Source organism: Sorangium sp. So ce836, assembly GCF_028553905.1.
GTDB classification, from domain to species: domain Bacteria; phylum Myxococcota_A; class Polyangia; order Polyangiales; family Polyangiaceae; genus Sorangium; species Sorangium cellulosum_D.
The window spans coordinates 2,649,065-2,663,742 of record NZ_CP102233.1; the positions used below are offsets into that span (position 1 = coordinate 2,649,065).

Below are 14,678 nucleotides of genomic sequence, written 5' to 3' on the forward strand. Positions count from 1 at the left end.
TCGGCGGCCCCTCACGCCGGGCGCAGCGCCGCGCTCGCCAGGCCGCCGCGCCGCACCGCGAGCTCCTTGAGCAGGGCGATCCACGCTCCGGGGTCGCCGAGCGTCAGGTCGGGCTCGACCCCGGCGTCCGGCCGCTCTGGGGAGGCGATGTACACCCCCACGCCCCCGTGCGCCCGCGCGTAGGCGATCGCCGGCTCATCGGTCGTGTCGTCGCCCGCGTAGACCACGAGCGTCCGCGGGGGCAGCCGCGCCAGCAGGAACGCCAGGGCGCCGCCCTTGTCGTGCGCGGCGTCCCTGGCCTCGTGGATGCTGCGCCCCCGCATGACCACGAGCCCCTTCCGCCGCGCCGCGCTCGACCACGCCTCGAGCGCGTCGAAGGCCGCCGGCCGATCCTCCGCCGCGACGAGCCGCCAGTGGAGCGCGAGCGAGCACCGCTTGCGCTGGACCCAGAACGCGGGGACGCGCCGCGCGATCTCGTCCGCGTCCCGCTCCAGCGCGTCGAGCGCCTCGGCCGGCGCCTCCGCCTCGTAGAGGAGCGCGCCGCCCGGCGCCGCGATCTCGGCCCCGTGCTCGCCGACGCGCCACGCCGCTTCGAGCGCCGCCGTGCGCGCCGCGACGTCGTGGATCGTCCTGCCCGACACGATCGCCACGGCCGTCCCCGGCGCGCCGGAGAGCGCCTGGAGCGCCTCGATGGCGCCCCGCTCCGCGACCGCCCCGCCCGATACCGCGGCGATCTCGGAGATGGTCCCGTCGAAGTCCGTCGCGAGGAGCAACGACGGCGCTGCCGCCGCGCGCTCGATGAGCTGGCTCACGTCCATGCTGTCCCAGATTCTACCGTGATCGGGCCCGGGGAGGATCTACGAGCTGCAGAGGTCGGCAGAGCATCCGCTCCGGAGCGGCAAATCGCCCCTCTGCGACGTTGCGCCACGGCGGTGAGGCGCCGGCGAGGGCGATTTCCCCTTCGTTCTCCCCGCAGATCGAGCCTGGCTCGCTTCATGCTCATACATCGACATCGATGTCGAGCGCATCGAGTGCGTCGATGCGACGCCGAGCCCTGCCATGAACATCGTCGTGCTCACGTACATCGAGGCCCCGGACCAGAAGCCGGATGTCGTGGTCGAGCAGGTCGCCCGGGCGCTCAGGAACGGCGGACACGAGGTGTCGGTCGTCGCCGAGCACGGCGACGTCGCGCGGCTCGTCTCCGCCCTCTCGCGAGCCCGCCCCGATCTCGTCTTCAACCTCATGGAGATGTTCGGCGACAACGTGCTCGGTGACGTCTCGGTGGTCGGGCTGCTCGACATGCTCGGCCTCCGCTCTACGGGCTCCGGCCCCGCGGAGCTCTCGCTCGCGCAGGACAAAGGCCTCTCCAAGAAGATCCTCGCCTTCGAGGGCATCCTCTATCCGAGGTTCGCCGTCTTCTCGAAGGACGCGGATTTCGAGACCGGGGGCAACCTGCACATGCCCCTCTTCGTCAAGCCGCTCCGCATGGACGCGTCGATCGGCATCGACGGGAACGGCCTCGTCCACGACGCCCGATCCCTCATGAAGCGGGTCCTCGCCATCCACGAGGAGTGCGACGACTCGGCCCTCGCCGAGGAGTTCATCGCGGGGCGGGAGCTCTACGTGGGGATCCTCGGCAACGCGCAGCCCACGGCGCTCCCGCCGATCGAGATCGATTTCACCGGCTTCCCGGAAGGGCGGCCGCACATCCTCGATCAGAAGGCGAAGTTCGACGAGCAGAGCGCCGAGTACAAGGGCACGAAGGCCGTGGTCGCGGAGCTCTCCGACGAGCTCCGGGCGAGGCTCCAGAAGGTCTCGCTCGACGCCTACCGGGCGCTCCGCGTGAAGGACTACGGCCGGGTCGATCTCCGGCTCACCGAGGCCGGCGACATCTACGTGATCGAGGTCAACGCGAGCTGCTACCTCGAGGCCTCGGGGGAGTTCGCCATGGCCGCCGCCGCGGCCGGCCTCGGGTACGACGCGCTGATCCAGCGGATCGTCGACCTCGCGATGCAGCGCTACGAGAAGTAGCTGCCGGTGCGCACGTGGTTCATCGCGAGCGCGGTGACGAGCGCCGCGAAGGCGATCACCGCCGCCCGCTCGTTCGCGGCGCGGTACGCGAGCCCGAGCGCGCCCGCGCGGCCGGCGAGGTGGCGCACGAGCGGCCGCGTCGCCTCGGGGAAATGGCCGGTCGAGCGGTAGACGCTGGCGACGAGCTCCCGCTCCATGTCCAGGATGAGCGCCGCGGCCGGCCGCGCCGCGCCCGCCTCGTCCGGCGCGTCGAGCTCGTCGAAGATCGCCCGCAGCGCGCCGTCGAAGCCCCGCGGCAGCTCGCCCTCGCCGGGGAGCGCCGCGCCGTAATACTCGTCGAGCGACGTGCCGAGCTCGGCGACGTCCTCGTCGAGCGCGTCGTCGGTCACGACCGGGTCGCGGTCGCGCAGCGCGGCCAGGGCGCGCTCGCAGTACTCCAGCTTGGCGAGCGCCTCGGGCCAGTCGGCGTACTCGACCCGCCACGCGCGCCCGGGCGTCATCCAGACGGCGAACGTCTCTGCCCAGTCCTCGTCCGGGTGCTTCTGCGCGTACCAGCCGGGCAGGTGGACGACGTGCCGGCGGCTGAACGGGATCGGCCGGTAGCCCTCGTGGTAAGGCGCGTCGATCGGGCCGAATCGCTCGATCCACTCCGGCTCGCCGTACAGGCGATAGGCGTAATTGACGACGTGCCCCATCTCGTGGCGGAGGTAGCGCAGGCAATCCGCCCGGGAGACGCCCTCGACGTGCCCGGTGCGCGCGCCGTGGAGCGCCGTCAGGTCGGGCCTCGCCAGGTAGAACGGGATGCCGATCGAGATCGTGTTGAACGGGACTCCCCACTCCGTGGAGAGGTAGAAGCGCGGGCGGACCCGGCGGATCCCGGCGAGATCGAGCTCCGCCGTGAACTCCGCGATGACGGCCTCGAGGCGCGTCCCCGCGATGGTGAGGCCGAGATCCCGGAGCGGCACCGGCCCGAGGGCGGCCTCGTGAAAGGCGGGCTCGGTCGGGGGCGCGGCTGCGGCCATGGCGCCAGCATACCGCCGCGCCGGCGCAGGCGCTCGCCGTCGCGGGCGGCCGATCGGGCGCGCGGCGGCGTGGTCCTGCTTGCGCCGGAGCAGCGGATCATCACCGGTTGCTGCCGGGGCAGCAGCGCGCGCGCGGGCGGCCTCGCCGAGCGCGCGCGGCGGCGCGGCACGGGCGTTGCTGACGCTGACGAGCGTGGGCGCCGCGGACACGCGGCGACGGCTGCCGATCGCTGGGGCGGATCACCAGGCCTGATTCGAGCCGTCCACGAGGTCAAGCTGCGTTCCTTCATCGACAAGAACCGCTTTCTTCTGGTGTTCGCCGCGCTGTCCTCGGTCATGGGCATCAGCGTCGGCGTCGCCAAGGTGACCACGACGCTCTACGCGATGGAGCTCAGGGCGAACGAGGCGCTGCTCGGGCTCATCGCCGGGTCGCAGAGCGTCGGGGTGCTGCTCATGAGCATCCCGATCGGGCTCCTCGTCGATCACCTCGGGCCCTCGCGGCTGTTCGTGCTGGGGAGCCTCGTGGCGGGGACCATCTACATGGCCTTGCCGGCGGTCCCGTCTCCGGTGTTCCTGCTGGTCTGCACGACGGCGATCAGCTTCTTCATGCCGCTGCGCTTCGTCTCGCTGAGCACCGTGTTCATGCAGCAGCTCGAGACGGTGGGTGAGGGCAAGGCGGGCTGGTACCGCGGCACCCATATGGTCGGCATGTTCCTGCTGGGCCCCATGCTCGCGGCCACGCTCACCAAATCCCTGGGCTTTCAGGGCACCTACTGGCTCATCGGGGCGAGCTTCCTCGTCACGGTCTTCATGTCGCCGATCGTCTTCGGTCGCTATGCGGCGCGGTCCACCCCCCGGAGGGCGCTCCGCCTCTCCGGCGTCCGGTCCGATCTCGGCCTGCTCGCGCAGGATATCGAGCTGCGCGGCGTGTGCATGATCGAGTTCGCGGCCCAGTCGGTCAACTCGTTCTTCATGTTCTTCATCATCCCGATCGGCGTCGCCGTCGCCCACCTGACGGCGGCCGAGGCCTCGGGGCTGCTCGCGTGGCAGGGCGTGACCTACATCTTCGCGCTGTTCGCGCTGGGCGGCCTGGTCGGCCGGGTGGGGCACGAGCGCATCTACCTCACCAGCCTCGTCCTCGTCCCGAGCGCGCTCCTCTTGCTCGGCCTCTCGGGCGAGCTGAACCTGCTCCGCGCCGGCGGCCTGATCCTCGGCCTCGGGCTCGGCCTCTTGCAGATCGCGAACCTCACCCGCATCGCCCGCATCGGCGCGCGCGTGGGGCGGGGGAAGGTGGCCGGCCTGCACGCCCTGGTGGGGCCGTCGGGAGGCCTGTTCGGCAGCACCGTGGGCGGCCTCGTGGGCAAGAGCCTCGGACTCCAGTCGATGTTCCTGCTCCTGTCCGTGCTCTTCGGGCTGCTCCTCGCGCTGGCGCGCAGGACGTCGAGCGCGGTGGCCGCGGCGCACCCCGCCCCGACCGAGCCGGCGGCCGCCGAGTGAGCGTGAGCCGAGAGGCACAGCGCGCGCCGTCGACGATGTCCCACGAGGAGAGGGACGATCCAGATCACGCGCCGACCCACGGCGCACACAGAGGCCTTGCACCCATGCGCGAATTCGAACCGTCTGCTCCGTTCACCGCAACCCGCCGCGCGTTCGTGGCGGCGCTCTGCGCCGCGCTCTCGCTCGCGGCCTGCTCGAAGGTCGAGCCGGGCGGCGGTCAGGGCGACAGGGCCGCGGGCGATTACGAGGTGCTGGAGCTGCGCCATCAGGGGTTCGCCGGCGTGGTCTCGGTGCCCGAGCTGGCAGAGGACCTCGGGTATCTCGCCCCGCTCAAGCTCAGCTACGTCGGCAACACGATCAGCGGGCCGCAGGACATCCAGACGGTGGTCACCGGCGACACCGATTTCGGGCAGGCGTTCAACGGCGCGGTGATCAAGCTGATCGCCGCCGGGGCGCCGCTCCGGGCGGTGGTGGGCGGCTACGGGGTCGACGCCAAGCGCTGGAGCGGCTTCTACGTGACCGAGGACAGCGCCATCCGGTCGCCGCGCGACCTCGTGGGCAAGAAGGTCGCGATGAACACGCTGGGCGCGCACCACGAGTTCATGCTGAAGGAGTACCTGTCGCGCAGCGGGCTGACGAGCGCCGAGATCGCGCAGGTCACGCTGGTGGTGCTGCCGCCCGTGAGCGCGGAGCAGGCGCTCCGGCAGAAGCAGGTCGACGTCGCGGTCCTCGGCGACATCCTGCGCGACAAGGCGCTCGAGCGCGGCGGCATCCGCGCGCTGTTCTCGGATTTCGAGCTGTTCGGCGAGTTCACCGCCGGCAGCTACGTGCTGAAGAGGCGCTTCCTCGAGGAGAGCCCGAACAGCGCCCGCAAGTTCGTGGAGGCCGTGGCGCGCGCCGTCGAGTGGGCGCGGAGCACCCCGCGCGAGGAGGTGGTGGCCCGCCTGCAGCGCATCATCGAGCGGCGGGGCCGCAACGAGGACGCGTCGGCGGTGAAGTACTGGACCAGCATGGGCGTCGCCGGCAAGGGGGGGCTCCTGTCGTCCAAGGAATATGAGGTCTGGATCGACTGGCTGGTGAAGGACGGCGAGCTGAAGCCGGGCCAGATCAAGGCCGAGGACCTGTATACGAACCAGCTCAACCCGTTCGCCGCGCCACCGGTCCAGTGACGGCGCCGCACGGGCGCGCCCCTGCCGCTACCACTTGCGGTAGGGGAGGAACTTGCCGTGCATCACCACGCGCACGCGGTCGCCCTTGGGATCGGGCAGTTTGTCGATGCTCATCTCGAAGTCGATGGCGCTCATGATGCCGTCGCCCATCTTCTCGTGGATCAGCGCCTTCAGCGTCGTGCCGTACACCTGCACGATCTCGTGGAAGCGGTAGATGAGCGGGTCGGTCGGCGGGGTCGGGCCGAGGGAGCCCTTCGACGGCGGCACCTGGAGCAGGAGCACCTCCTCCTGGCTGAGGCCGAGCAGGTTGCCGGCCGCGGCCGCCTCGTCGGCGCTCATGCATTGCTGCCCGAGCAGCGCCGAGGTGGTCCACACCTCGCTGCGCCCCACCGCCTCGGCCAGCTGCTTCCAGGTCAGCTTGCGCTCCAGCTTCGCTGCGACGATCCGCTCCACCAGGTCCATGCGCGTCATGGCGCCATGGTACACGGCGGCAGGTTTCGTGGAGCGCTCGGGAGCGTGAAATTGAGGGGCCCATCCGCGAGGTCTGGCCCGTGCTCCGCGACGTGGAGCGGCTCGTGGAGGCCGTCCGACGAGCCGCCGAGGCGGCGCCCGTCACTTGAGGGCGCGGCGCCTCGTCACTTGAGGACCTCGACCGCCATACCGTCGGTCAGCTCCGCGCTCGCGAGCTTCACGATCCGCTCGCTCCCGTCGAGCCCGGTCGACACATGGATCGTCGCGCCCGTGTCGCGCTCGACCGTGATGGGCGCGAAGCGGATCTTGCTCCCGGGATCCACGACGGCCACGCGGAGCCCCTTGGCGTCGTTGTAGAGCGCCGTCGCCGGGATCTCGAGCACGCGGTGCGGCGTGGGCAGGGTCAGCGCGACCTCGGCGTACATGCCCGCGAGGAGCCGCCCGTCGGGGTTCGGCACCCGCACCTCCGTGTTCATCGTCCGCGTCGCCGCGTCGAGCGCGCCGGCCGTCCGCGCGATCGTGCCCTGGAACGGCTGCCCCGCGAACTCGCGCACCGTGACCTTCGCCGGCGCGTCGACGCGCACGCTGGGCGCCACGTCCTGCGGGACGCCCACGAAGACGCGCACCGGGTCGGTCGCCGCGATCCGGAACAGCGGCGTCCCGTTGCCCGCCGTGACCAGCGCGCCGCGGTCGATCGTCCGCGAGGTGACCGTCCCCGCGAACGGCGCGGCGATCTTCGCGAACTTCTTGAGGTCCAGGATGCGCTGGATGTTCGCCTGCTGCGCGGTGATCGCGGCCCGCGCCACGGTGACGCTCGCCTCGGCGACGTGCGCCTGGCCCTGCCGCTGCTCGAGCTCCTCCTGCGGCGCCACGCCCGCGGGGACGAGCTGCTCGTAGCGCTGCACGCTCGACCGCGACAGGTCGCGGTTCGCCTGCGCCTGCACGAGGCCGGCGTTCGCCTGCACGAGCTGGGCGCGGGCCTGCGCGAGCTCCTGATCGAGCTCGGGCGTATCGATCTCGGCGAGGATCTGCCCCTCCTCGACCTTGTCGCCGATATCGACGCTCCACTTGCGCACGTAGCCGCTCACGCGCGGGTAGACGACCGTCTCCTCGAGGGGCTGGATGCTCCCCGGCAGGACGAGCGCCCGGTCGCTCGACACCGGCTGCGGCGAGACGACCACGACGCGCGGGGCGGCGCCCTCGGCGGCCCGCACGCTCTCCTCGAGCGCGGCGCGGGCGCTCCGGCGGGGCAGGTAGGCCGCCGCGAACGCCGCCCCGAGCGCGACGGCGAGGCCCACGCCGATGGCGAGGCCGCGCGTGCGCGTCATCGCGGCGGGCTGCGGCAGATCGAAGCCGAGATCGTCGGCGGGAGGGGCCGGAGGCGGGGTCTGGGCAGGGCGTTCGGGGGAGCTCATAGGTCCTCAGCGAGCGTGTCTCTGGCCGGAGTCTTGCTCCGGAGGACGCTGTACATCACCGGCACGAAGAAGAGCGTGCTCAGCGTGGCGACGAGCAGGCCGCCGATGACCGCGCGGCCGAGCGGGGCGTTCTGCTCGCCGCCCTCGCCGAGGCCGAGCGACATCGGCAGCATGCCGAAGATCATCGCGAGCGCGGTCATGAGCACCGGCCGGAGGCGCGTCATGCCCGCGGCGAGCGCCGCGGTGGGGGCGTCGCGGCCCAGCTTGCGCTGGTCGTTCGCGAACGTCACGACGAGGATGCTGTTCGCCGTCGCGACGCCGACGCACATGATCGAGCCCATCAGCGCGGGCACGCTCAGCGTCGTGTGCGTCACGAAGAGCATCCACGCGATGCCGGCCACCGCGCCCGGGAGCGCCATCAGGATGATGAGCGGGTCGAGCCACGACTGGAAGTTCACGACCATCAGCAGGTACACGAGCACGACCGCGAAGAGCAGCCCGTAGCCGAGGCCGGTGAACGAGGAGTCCATGCTCTCCGCCTGCCCCTTGACGGTCACCTTCGTCCCGCGCGGCAGCTCGGGCCTGAGCTCGTCGATGACGCGCGAGACCGCGCCCGCGACCGAGCCGAGGTCGGTGCCGTCGACGTTCGCCTGCACGTCGAAGGTCCGCGCGACGTTGTAGTGGGTGATGTTCGCCGGCCCGGTCGAGCGCGACAGCGACGCGACGTTCGACAGGAGCTGGGGGCGGCCGTCGCCCGTCGACAGCGGCGTCGCGTTCACGTCGTCGATCGAGCCGATCGCGTACTGGGGCGTCTGCACGGCGACGAGGTACTGCACGCCGCGCTTGTCGAGCCAGTAGGTCGGCGACGTCTGCCCGCTCGACGAGAGCGAGACGAGGACGTCGCTCGCCACGTCGCGCTGGCTGAGCCCCAGCTGGTCGGCCATGGTGCGGTCGACGTCGATGCGGAGCTGCGGCCGCGCCGGCACCTGCGCGAGGTGCACGTCCACCGCGCCGGGGATCCGCTCCATGCGATCGGCGATCCGCCGCGCGACCGCGTAGGTCTCGTCCTCCTTGCCGATCGGGCCCACGACCTGGACGTTGATGGGCGCCGCGAGGCCGAAGTTCAGCACCTGCGTCGAGATGTCGGGGGCGAGGAAGAAGAACGTCGTGTCGGGGTACGCCGCGTTCAGCCTCTCGCGGAGCTTGCGCACGTAGCCGGCGGTCGGCTTGTGGTGCTCCTCGAGCGCGATGAAGATCTGCCCGTCGGCCGACGAGATCTGCGCGCCCTCGCTCAGCGACAGGTTGATGCCGCTCGCCGGGATCCCGATGGTGTCGAGCATCGTGCGGATCTCGCCCGGCGGGATCACCTTGCGGATGGTCTCCTCGATCTGCGCGAAGTGGCGCTCGCTCTCCTCGAGGCGGGTGCCCGGCGCGCCGCGCACGTGGAGCTTGATGAGCCCGGCGTCGACGCTCGGGAAGAAGTCGCGGCCGAGGAGCGGGATCAGCGCGACCGAGGCGGCGACGAAGGCGAGGAACGCCCCGACGAACCCGGCGCGGTGCGCGAGCGCCCACGCGAGCCACCCGCCGTAGGCCGCCCGCAGCCGGTCGAAGGCGCGGTTGAACGCGGCGAAGACGCGCCCGAACACGCTCTTCGGCTTCGACGTGGGTCGGGGATCGGCGTTCGCCGTCCCCTCCGGGTGATGCCCGTGGGCGTGCTCCGCCGCCTCGCGCTCGAGCAAGAGGCGCACGAGGGTGGGGACGAGCGTCCGCGACAGGAAGTACGACATGAGCATGGCGAAGACGACCGCCAAGGCCATGGGCACGAAGAGCGACTTCGCGGCGCCGGTGATGAACGCCACCGGCACGAAGACGATGCAGATGCAGAGCGTCGAGACGAGCGCCGGGACGGCGATCTCCTGCGCGCCGTCGACGATCGCGCGGATGAACGGCTTGCGCTGCCCGAGGTTCCTGTGGATGTTCTCGATGGCCACGGTCGCGTCGTCGACCAGGATGCCGACCGCGAGCGCCATGCCGCCGAGCGTCATCACGTTGAGCGTGTGGCCGAGGGCGTCGAGCGCGATGATCGAGACGAGGATCGAGAGCGGGATGCTGATGACGACGATGAGCGTGCTGCGCCAGCTCCCGAGGAACAAGAGGATCATGAGCGCGGTGAGCCCCGCGGCGATGAGCGCCTCGTGCACGACCCCGTCGACCGCCGCGCGGACGAACACCGACTGATCGAAGAGCAGCGAGACCTTGAGCTCCTTCGGGAGCTTCTCCAGCGTGCTCGGCAGCATCGCGTGGATGCGCGACGTGACGTCGAGCGTGCTCGCGCTCCCGTTCTTGAGGATGCTGAGGAGCACGCTGCGCTTGCCCTCGACGTGCACCATGTTCGTCTGCGGCGCGTTCCCGTCGCGGACGCTCGCGACGTCGCGGAGGTATACGGTCCTCCCGTTCACCGTCTTGAGCGGCAGCTTGCCGAGCTCCTCGAACGCCTCGGGGCTGCTGTTCATGATGACGGGGTACTCGTTCTCCCCCATCTTCGCCGTGCCGGAGGGCAGGATGACGTTCTGCACGCCGAGGGCGGCGTTCACGTCGCGCGGCGACAGCCCCCAGGCGAAGAGGCGCTGCGGGTCGATGTCGACCATGATCTGGCGCTGCTTGCCGCCGTAAGGCCAGGGGATCTGCGTGCCCCGGATCGTGGCGATGTCGGCCCGGATGAAGTTGACCGCGTAATCGAAGAGCTGCTGCTCGCTCAGCGACTCGCTCTCCAGCGCGGCCTGGAGGATGGGCACGCTGGAGGCGCTGTAACGGATGACGAGCGGCGGGCTGATGCCGGGCGGCATCATGCGGATGGCGGTCTGCGAGACCGCCGTCACCTGCGCGGTGGCGGCCTCGATGCTGGCGCCCGGCTGGAGGAAGATCTTGATGATCGAGATGCCGGTGAGCGACTGGCTCTCGATGTGCTCGATGTCGTTGACTGTGGTCGTGAGGAAGCGCTCGTAGTTGTTGACGATGCGCTTCTCCATCTCCTCGGGGGGGAGGCCGCCGTAGTTGAAGATGACGGACAGGACCGGGATGTCGATGTCGGGGAAGATGTCCGTCGGCATCCGGGTGATGGTGAACACGCCCAGGATGACGATGAGCATCGACATCACGATGAACGTGTACGTACGTTGCAGCGCGATCCGGACGAGCCACATGGGCGGCCAATTCCCGTCCCCCTCCAGGGTGCCCCGGACGGGGCCGCCGGAGGGCAGGCTCCGCATTTAGGGTGCCCCTGACGTTCGTCCAATCTATTATTTCGTATCAGACGATACCTTCAAGGTATGGACCTGCGCCACCTCCGGTACTTCACGGCCGTCGCCGAGGAGCGGCACTTCGGCCGCGCGGCGCAGCGGCTCGGCATCGCCCAGCCCCCGCTGAGCCGGCAGATCCAGGATCTCGAGTCCGAGCTCGGGTTCTCGCTCTTCGACAGGTCGCGGCGGCGCGTCGAGCTGACGCCCGCGGGCGTGGTCTTCCTGGCCCACGTGCGGCGGGTCTTCGACGCGCTCGACCTCGCGGTGCACGAGGCCAGGCGCGCGAGCGTCGGCGAGACCGGGCGCCTCGTGGTCGGGTACCTGTCGTCGCTCGCCTACAGCGGCATCACGGAGCTGGTCCGCGCCTTCCGCACCGATTTCCCGTCGGTGGAGCTCGCGCTGCGCGAGATGCCGCCGCAGGAGCAGATCGAGGCGCTCAAGGACGGGCGCATCGACGTCGGCTTCGTGAGGGCGCCGCTCAACGACCCGCGGCTCGCCTCCGAGTGCGTCCGGCGCGAGCCGCTCCTGGTCGCCCTGCCTGCGGATCACCCGCTCGCCGGGCGCAGGCGCATCCCGCTCGAGCTCCTGTCGCGCGAGCCGTTCGTCGTGTTCCCGCGCCAGCGCGGGTCGGCCTTCTTCGACCTCGTGGTGGGGCTGTGCCGCGAGGCGGGCTTCACGCCGCGCATCGTGCAGGAGGCGCTGCACCTCGACATCCTGAGCCTCGTGGCGGCGGGCTTCGGCGTCTCTATCCTGCCGGAATCCATCAAGAATATCCGGCGCGGGGGGCTCGCGCTCCGGCCGATCGTGGGCGCGCCGGTCACGGACCTCCTGCTCGCGTGGCGGGCCGACGACGCCTCGCCCACGCTCGGGCAGTTCCTCTCGTTCGTGCGGCGCGTGGGCGTCAGCAAGAGCAAGCCGAGCGCGGCGCGCCGCGCTCCCGGCGAAGGCGAGCGCGACCCGGGGGCCCACGGGGCGGGGCCGGGCGTGGAGGGGTAGAGGAGCGGCGGGGCCTCAATCGTATTGGGAGCAGCTCGTGACCTTTTGCTCGAACGAGTCGCACACTGCCAAGCACACGTCGACGGCGCGCCGGCAACAGCCGGCCTCGGTGCACTGCCCAGCGATCGCGGCGAACCCGCCGTTGCACCGGGCCACCCAGCGAGGGCAATCCTCGACGGTGTTGCACCCGATGGGCTCCTCGTCGCACTCGTCGCCTCCGCACCCGCTGGTGCTGGTGACGAGCACGCCGATGTGCATCGCGACGGCCGCGAACGCCGTCGCGGCGGACAGACGTACCAGGGTCGACATGGCTTCCTCTTCCTCCCGGGGCGCAGCGTCGTCCACCCGGCGCGATCAGGTCAACGGCAATGTGGACCCATGCAGGGCGAGGTCGGTTCAATCTCGCGCTGGCGACCCTTTCCGGGGAACGCCGGCTTTTGCCGGGCCATGTGCGCGGCGGCTCAGGCGCGGGGCATCCGCGGCGCGATGAGCGGCTGCCGCCTGCGGCGCAGCGACGAGAGCGCGCTGCCGAGGGTCGGGTAAAGCGTCATCCCCGCGAGGTCGATGCCGAGGTGGGTGAACTCCTGCGCCACCTGCGGCCGCATCCCCACGACGATGACCTCGGCGCCGAGCAGGATGGCGGCGCGGGCCGTCTTCGTCAGCGACGCCGCGACCTGCATGTCGGCGAAGGGCACGCCGGTGATATCCATCAGCAACACCTCGGCTTCCTGGCGGCTGAGCTCCGCGAGCACCACCTCGAGCACGTGGCTCGCGCGCTCCGGATCGATGGCCCCGACGAGCGGCACGAGCAGCACCCCCTCGTCGAGCGGGATGACCGGGCACCCGAGCCGGCGCACGGCGTCGGCGAGGGCGCGCTCGCGCTCGTAGGCGGCGCGCGACCGCTTCTCCTGCTCGATCAGCGATTCGATCAGCGAGGCGCGCTCGAACGCCGCGGTCAGCATCGCCACCCACATGTCCATGTCCCGGTGATCCAGCCCGAGCGGGCTGCTCACCGGGGCGCAGATGGCCAGGACGCCGCGGTCCTCGCCCTGGCTGCGGAGCGGGATGAGCCGGATGACGTGGTCGCCGTCGTACTGGACGGCCGCTGGCAGCCAGCCGCCGCGCGGGAACTCCGCCGCCGCGACGCGCGTGCCCGCCGCCGGCGCGGCGGCCTCCTGGCCGGGGCAGGAGCTCTCGACGATCCGCAGCGTCGGCCCTTCGTCTCCCGGGTCTTCCCACACGGCGAGGCAGCCCCAGCTCATCTGCACCGCGGAGAGCCAGCTCAGTTTGCTCCCGCCGTTGTCCGCGTGCTCCAGCAGCGTCTCCCGGACAACAAGGTTGATGTCGAGGAGGCTGTTCAGGTAATCGGCGCGGGCCGCCTCGATCGCCACCCGGCCCTGCATCATGTCGTGGCGCGCCCTCCGGATGTACGCCGTGACGCGCCGCTGGGCCGCGGCGTCCTCCGCGCCGCGGAGCATGGACTGGCCCGCTCGTTCCAGGCGATCGATCATGGCGAGGAGCAGATCGATATGGGGCATCTGCTCCGCGGCCTCGCGCCACGCCCGCTCCAGCGCCGCCGGCGGGGGGCCGGGCTTTCCCTGGGCGGCCGCCTCGAGCCCGCGGACCACCTCCGTCACGCCGGGCCACGACTCCGCCGGCGGCGCGCTCCGGTCGGGCGCCGACGAGAAGGTCGCGAGGGCGACCAGCTCCCGGGCGAGCGCGTCGGCCTGGTCCGCGGCGCCGTCGGCCGGCGCGGGCGCCTCGCGCTCGGCCGGCGCCGGCGAGCAGCCGCAGGAGCGGCGCAGGACCAGGAGCGTCGGCGCGATGTGCCCCGCGCTCGGGACATCCCGTCCGGCGAGGCGATCGATGAGCAGCTGGGCGGCCGTCCTGCCGATCCAGTCGAACCGCTGGCGGACCGTCGTCAGAGGCGGCGAGGCGTACCTGGCCGCCTCGATGTCGTCGAAGCCGACGAGGGCGAGGTCCTCGGGGACGCGGAGGCCTGTCTCGGCGAGCGCGTCGATGATCCCGAGCGCCCCCTGGTCGGTGGCCATGAACATCGCGGTGCAGGACACGCCCGATTCGAGGAGGCGTTGCGCGGCGAACCGCCCGCCGGCCCGCTCGTTGTTCGGGAGCTCGAAGACGAGGGCGGGATCGAACGGAATCCCGCCCTCGTCGAGCGCGTCCCGGTAGGCCTGGAAGCGCTGCCGGATATCCTCATGCGCCATGTGGCCCGCGAAGGCGATCCGCCTGTGCCCGTGATCGATGAGGTGGCGCACGGCCGCCAGGGCGCCGCCGTGGTTGTCGGGCAGGACGTACGGGCAGCGCCCGTCGCTGGAGCGCGCGCTGAGGGTCACGACCGGCCGGCCGTCGTCGAGGAAGAGCTCGATGTCCGTCGGATCGATGAGGGCGATCCACCCGTCGATCTGGTCGCGCGCGAGCTCGAGCCTGTGAACGTCTCGCGGCGGCGATTTGACGGCGATCACGCGATATCCAGAGTGCCTTGCCGCCGACTGGATACCTCCAAGCACCTCGCAGAAATAGGTTCCCCAGATGTCGTGGCACGTGAGGCCGATGGCTCTATCGAGCGACATGGTGGCAGAATCCTCGGTGGTCCAGAGCTCCGGCATTCCGCCGCGTCGCTGTCATCAACAGGACCGTGTAGCACGGAACGCGCGCGTCCTGCCGCGCGGTGGGAGCGTGTCAGTTCGCTAGCTCGCCGGTAAACTTTCCGGTCATCGGATCGCGGAAGGTGCCGAGTGTCGTCGCGCTGACGTACGC

General features: G+C 71.2%; 11 protein-coding genes. 4 read left to right on the forward strand and 7 right to left on the reverse strand.

The genetic code is table 11. The features are described from left to right. Positions 1 to 11 precede the first annotated feature (11 nt). Positions 12 to 818 carry a trehalose-phosphatase gene (gene otsB, locus NQZ70_RS09540; protein WP_129573942.1) on the reverse strand — a complete coding sequence of 269 codons (807 nt, stop codon included), beginning with the start codon at positions 816 to 818 and terminating at the stop codon, positions 12 to 14. A 241-nt stretch (positions 819 to 1,059) separates the two neighbouring features. On the opposite strand from otsB, the gene NQZ70_RS09545 reads away from it, so the two are divergent. Further along, positions 1,060 to 2,031: a D-alanine--D-alanine ligase gene (locus NQZ70_RS09545; RefSeq protein ID WP_129573943.1), complete on the forward strand. Its 972-nt coding sequence runs from the start codon at positions 1,060 to 1,062 to the stop codon at positions 2,029 to 2,031. On the opposite strand, the gene NQZ70_RS09550 is transcribed toward NQZ70_RS09545, so the two are convergent. Next, positions 2,019 to 3,053 carry a hypothetical protein gene (locus NQZ70_RS09550; RefSeq protein WP_129573944.1) on the reverse strand — a complete coding sequence of 345 codons (1,035 nt, stop codon included), beginning with the start codon at positions 3,051 to 3,053 and terminating at the stop codon, positions 2,019 to 2,021. The genes NQZ70_RS09545 and NQZ70_RS09550 overlap by 13 nt on opposite strands. Before the next feature lie 69 nt (positions 3,054 to 3,122). Between NQZ70_RS09550 and NQZ70_RS09555 the strand changes: the two genes are divergently transcribed. Continuing rightward, positions 3,123 to 4,550, forward strand: a complete 1,428-nt coding sequence (locus NQZ70_RS09555; protein ID WP_237245176.1) for an MFS transporter — start codon at positions 3,123 to 3,125, stop codon at positions 4,548 to 4,550. 104 nt (positions 4,551 to 4,654) lie between these two features. Beyond that, positions 4,655 to 5,719, forward strand: coding sequence for an ABC transporter substrate-binding protein (locus NQZ70_RS09560; protein ID WP_129573945.1), 1,065 nt, complete (start codon positions 4,655 to 4,657; stop codon positions 5,717 to 5,719). Positions 5,720 to 5,746: 27 nt separating this feature from the next. Here NQZ70_RS09560 and cynS read toward each other — a convergent pair whose 3' ends face one another. From cynS to NQZ70_RS09575, 3 genes are all read right to left on the reverse strand, one after another. Further along, a complete protein-coding gene (cynS, locus tag NQZ70_RS09565; protein ID WP_129573946.1) occupies positions 5,747 to 6,190 on the reverse strand; it encodes a cyanase in 444 nt (147 codons plus the stop codon). 164 nt (positions 6,191 to 6,354) lie between these two features. Next, positions 6,355 to 7,605, reverse strand: a complete 1,251-nt coding sequence (locus NQZ70_RS09570; RefSeq protein WP_129573947.1) for an efflux RND transporter periplasmic adaptor subunit — start codon at positions 7,603 to 7,605, stop codon at positions 6,355 to 6,357. Continuing rightward, a complete protein-coding gene (locus tag NQZ70_RS09575) occupies positions 7,602 to 10,808 on the reverse strand; it encodes an efflux RND transporter permease subunit (RefSeq protein WP_129581250.1) in 3,207 nt (1,068 codons plus the stop codon). The genes NQZ70_RS09570 and NQZ70_RS09575 overlap by 4 nt, the downstream gene beginning before the upstream one ends. 126 nt (positions 10,809 to 10,934) lie before the next feature. On the opposite strand from NQZ70_RS09575, the gene NQZ70_RS09580 reads away from it, so the two are divergent. Beyond that, complete coding sequence (locus tag NQZ70_RS09580) at positions 10,935 to 11,900, forward strand: LysR substrate-binding domain-containing protein (protein WP_129573948.1); 966 nt, start codon at positions 10,935 to 10,937, stop codon at positions 11,898 to 11,900. A 15-nt stretch (positions 11,901 to 11,915) separates the two neighbouring features. Here the strand turns inward: NQZ70_RS09580 and NQZ70_RS09585 are convergent, their stop codons facing one another. Beyond that, positions 11,916 to 12,209 (reverse strand): hypothetical protein, encoded by a 294-nt coding sequence (locus NQZ70_RS09585; RefSeq protein WP_129573949.1) that lies wholly within the window; start codon positions 12,207 to 12,209, stop codon positions 11,916 to 11,918. 152 nt (positions 12,210 to 12,361) lie between these two features. After that, positions 12,362 to 14,491 carry a substrate-binding domain-containing protein gene (locus NQZ70_RS09590; RefSeq protein WP_165373874.1) on the reverse strand — a complete coding sequence of 710 codons (2,130 nt, stop codon included), beginning with the start codon at positions 14,489 to 14,491 and terminating at the stop codon, positions 12,362 to 12,364. Positions 14,492 to 14,678 lie beyond the last annotated feature (187 nt).

Coding starts and splice junctions, on each gene's coding strand:
- NQZ70_RS09570 (WP_129573947.1), bottom strand. CDS start 7,605: ATGAGCTCCCCCGAACGCCCTGCCCAGACCCCGCCTCCGGCCCCTCCC.
- NQZ70_RS09560 (WP_129573945.1), top strand. CDS start 4,655: ATGCGCGAATTCGAACCGTCTGCTCCGTTCACCGCAACCCGCCGCGCG.
- NQZ70_RS09545 (WP_129573943.1), top strand. CDS start 1,060: ATGAACATCGTCGTGCTCACGTACATCGAGGCCCCGGACCAGAAGCCG.
- NQZ70_RS09580 (WP_129573948.1), top strand. CDS start 10,935: ATGGACCTGCGCCACCTCCGGTACTTCACGGCCGTCGCCGAGGAGCGG.
- NQZ70_RS09550 (WP_129573944.1), bottom strand. CDS start 3,053: ATGGCCGCAGCCGCGCCCCCGACCGAGCCCGCCTTTCACGAGGCCGCC.
- otsB (WP_129573942.1), bottom strand. CDS start 818: ATGGACGTGAGCCAGCTCATCGAGCGCGCGGCGGCAGCGCCGTCGTTG.
- cynS (WP_129573946.1), bottom strand. CDS start 6,190: ATGACGCGCATGGACCTGGTGGAGCGGATCGTCGCAGCGAAGCTGGAG.
- NQZ70_RS09590 (WP_165373874.1), bottom strand. CDS start 14,491: ATGTCGCTCGATAGAGCCATCGGCCTCACGTGCCACGACATCTGGGGA.
- NQZ70_RS09585 (WP_129573949.1), bottom strand. CDS start 12,209: ATGTCGACCCTGGTACGTCTGTCCGCCGCGACGGCGTTCGCGGCCGTC.
- NQZ70_RS09575 (WP_129581250.1), bottom strand. CDS start 10,808: ATGTGGCTCGTCCGGATCGCGCTGCAACGTACGTACACGTTCATCGTG.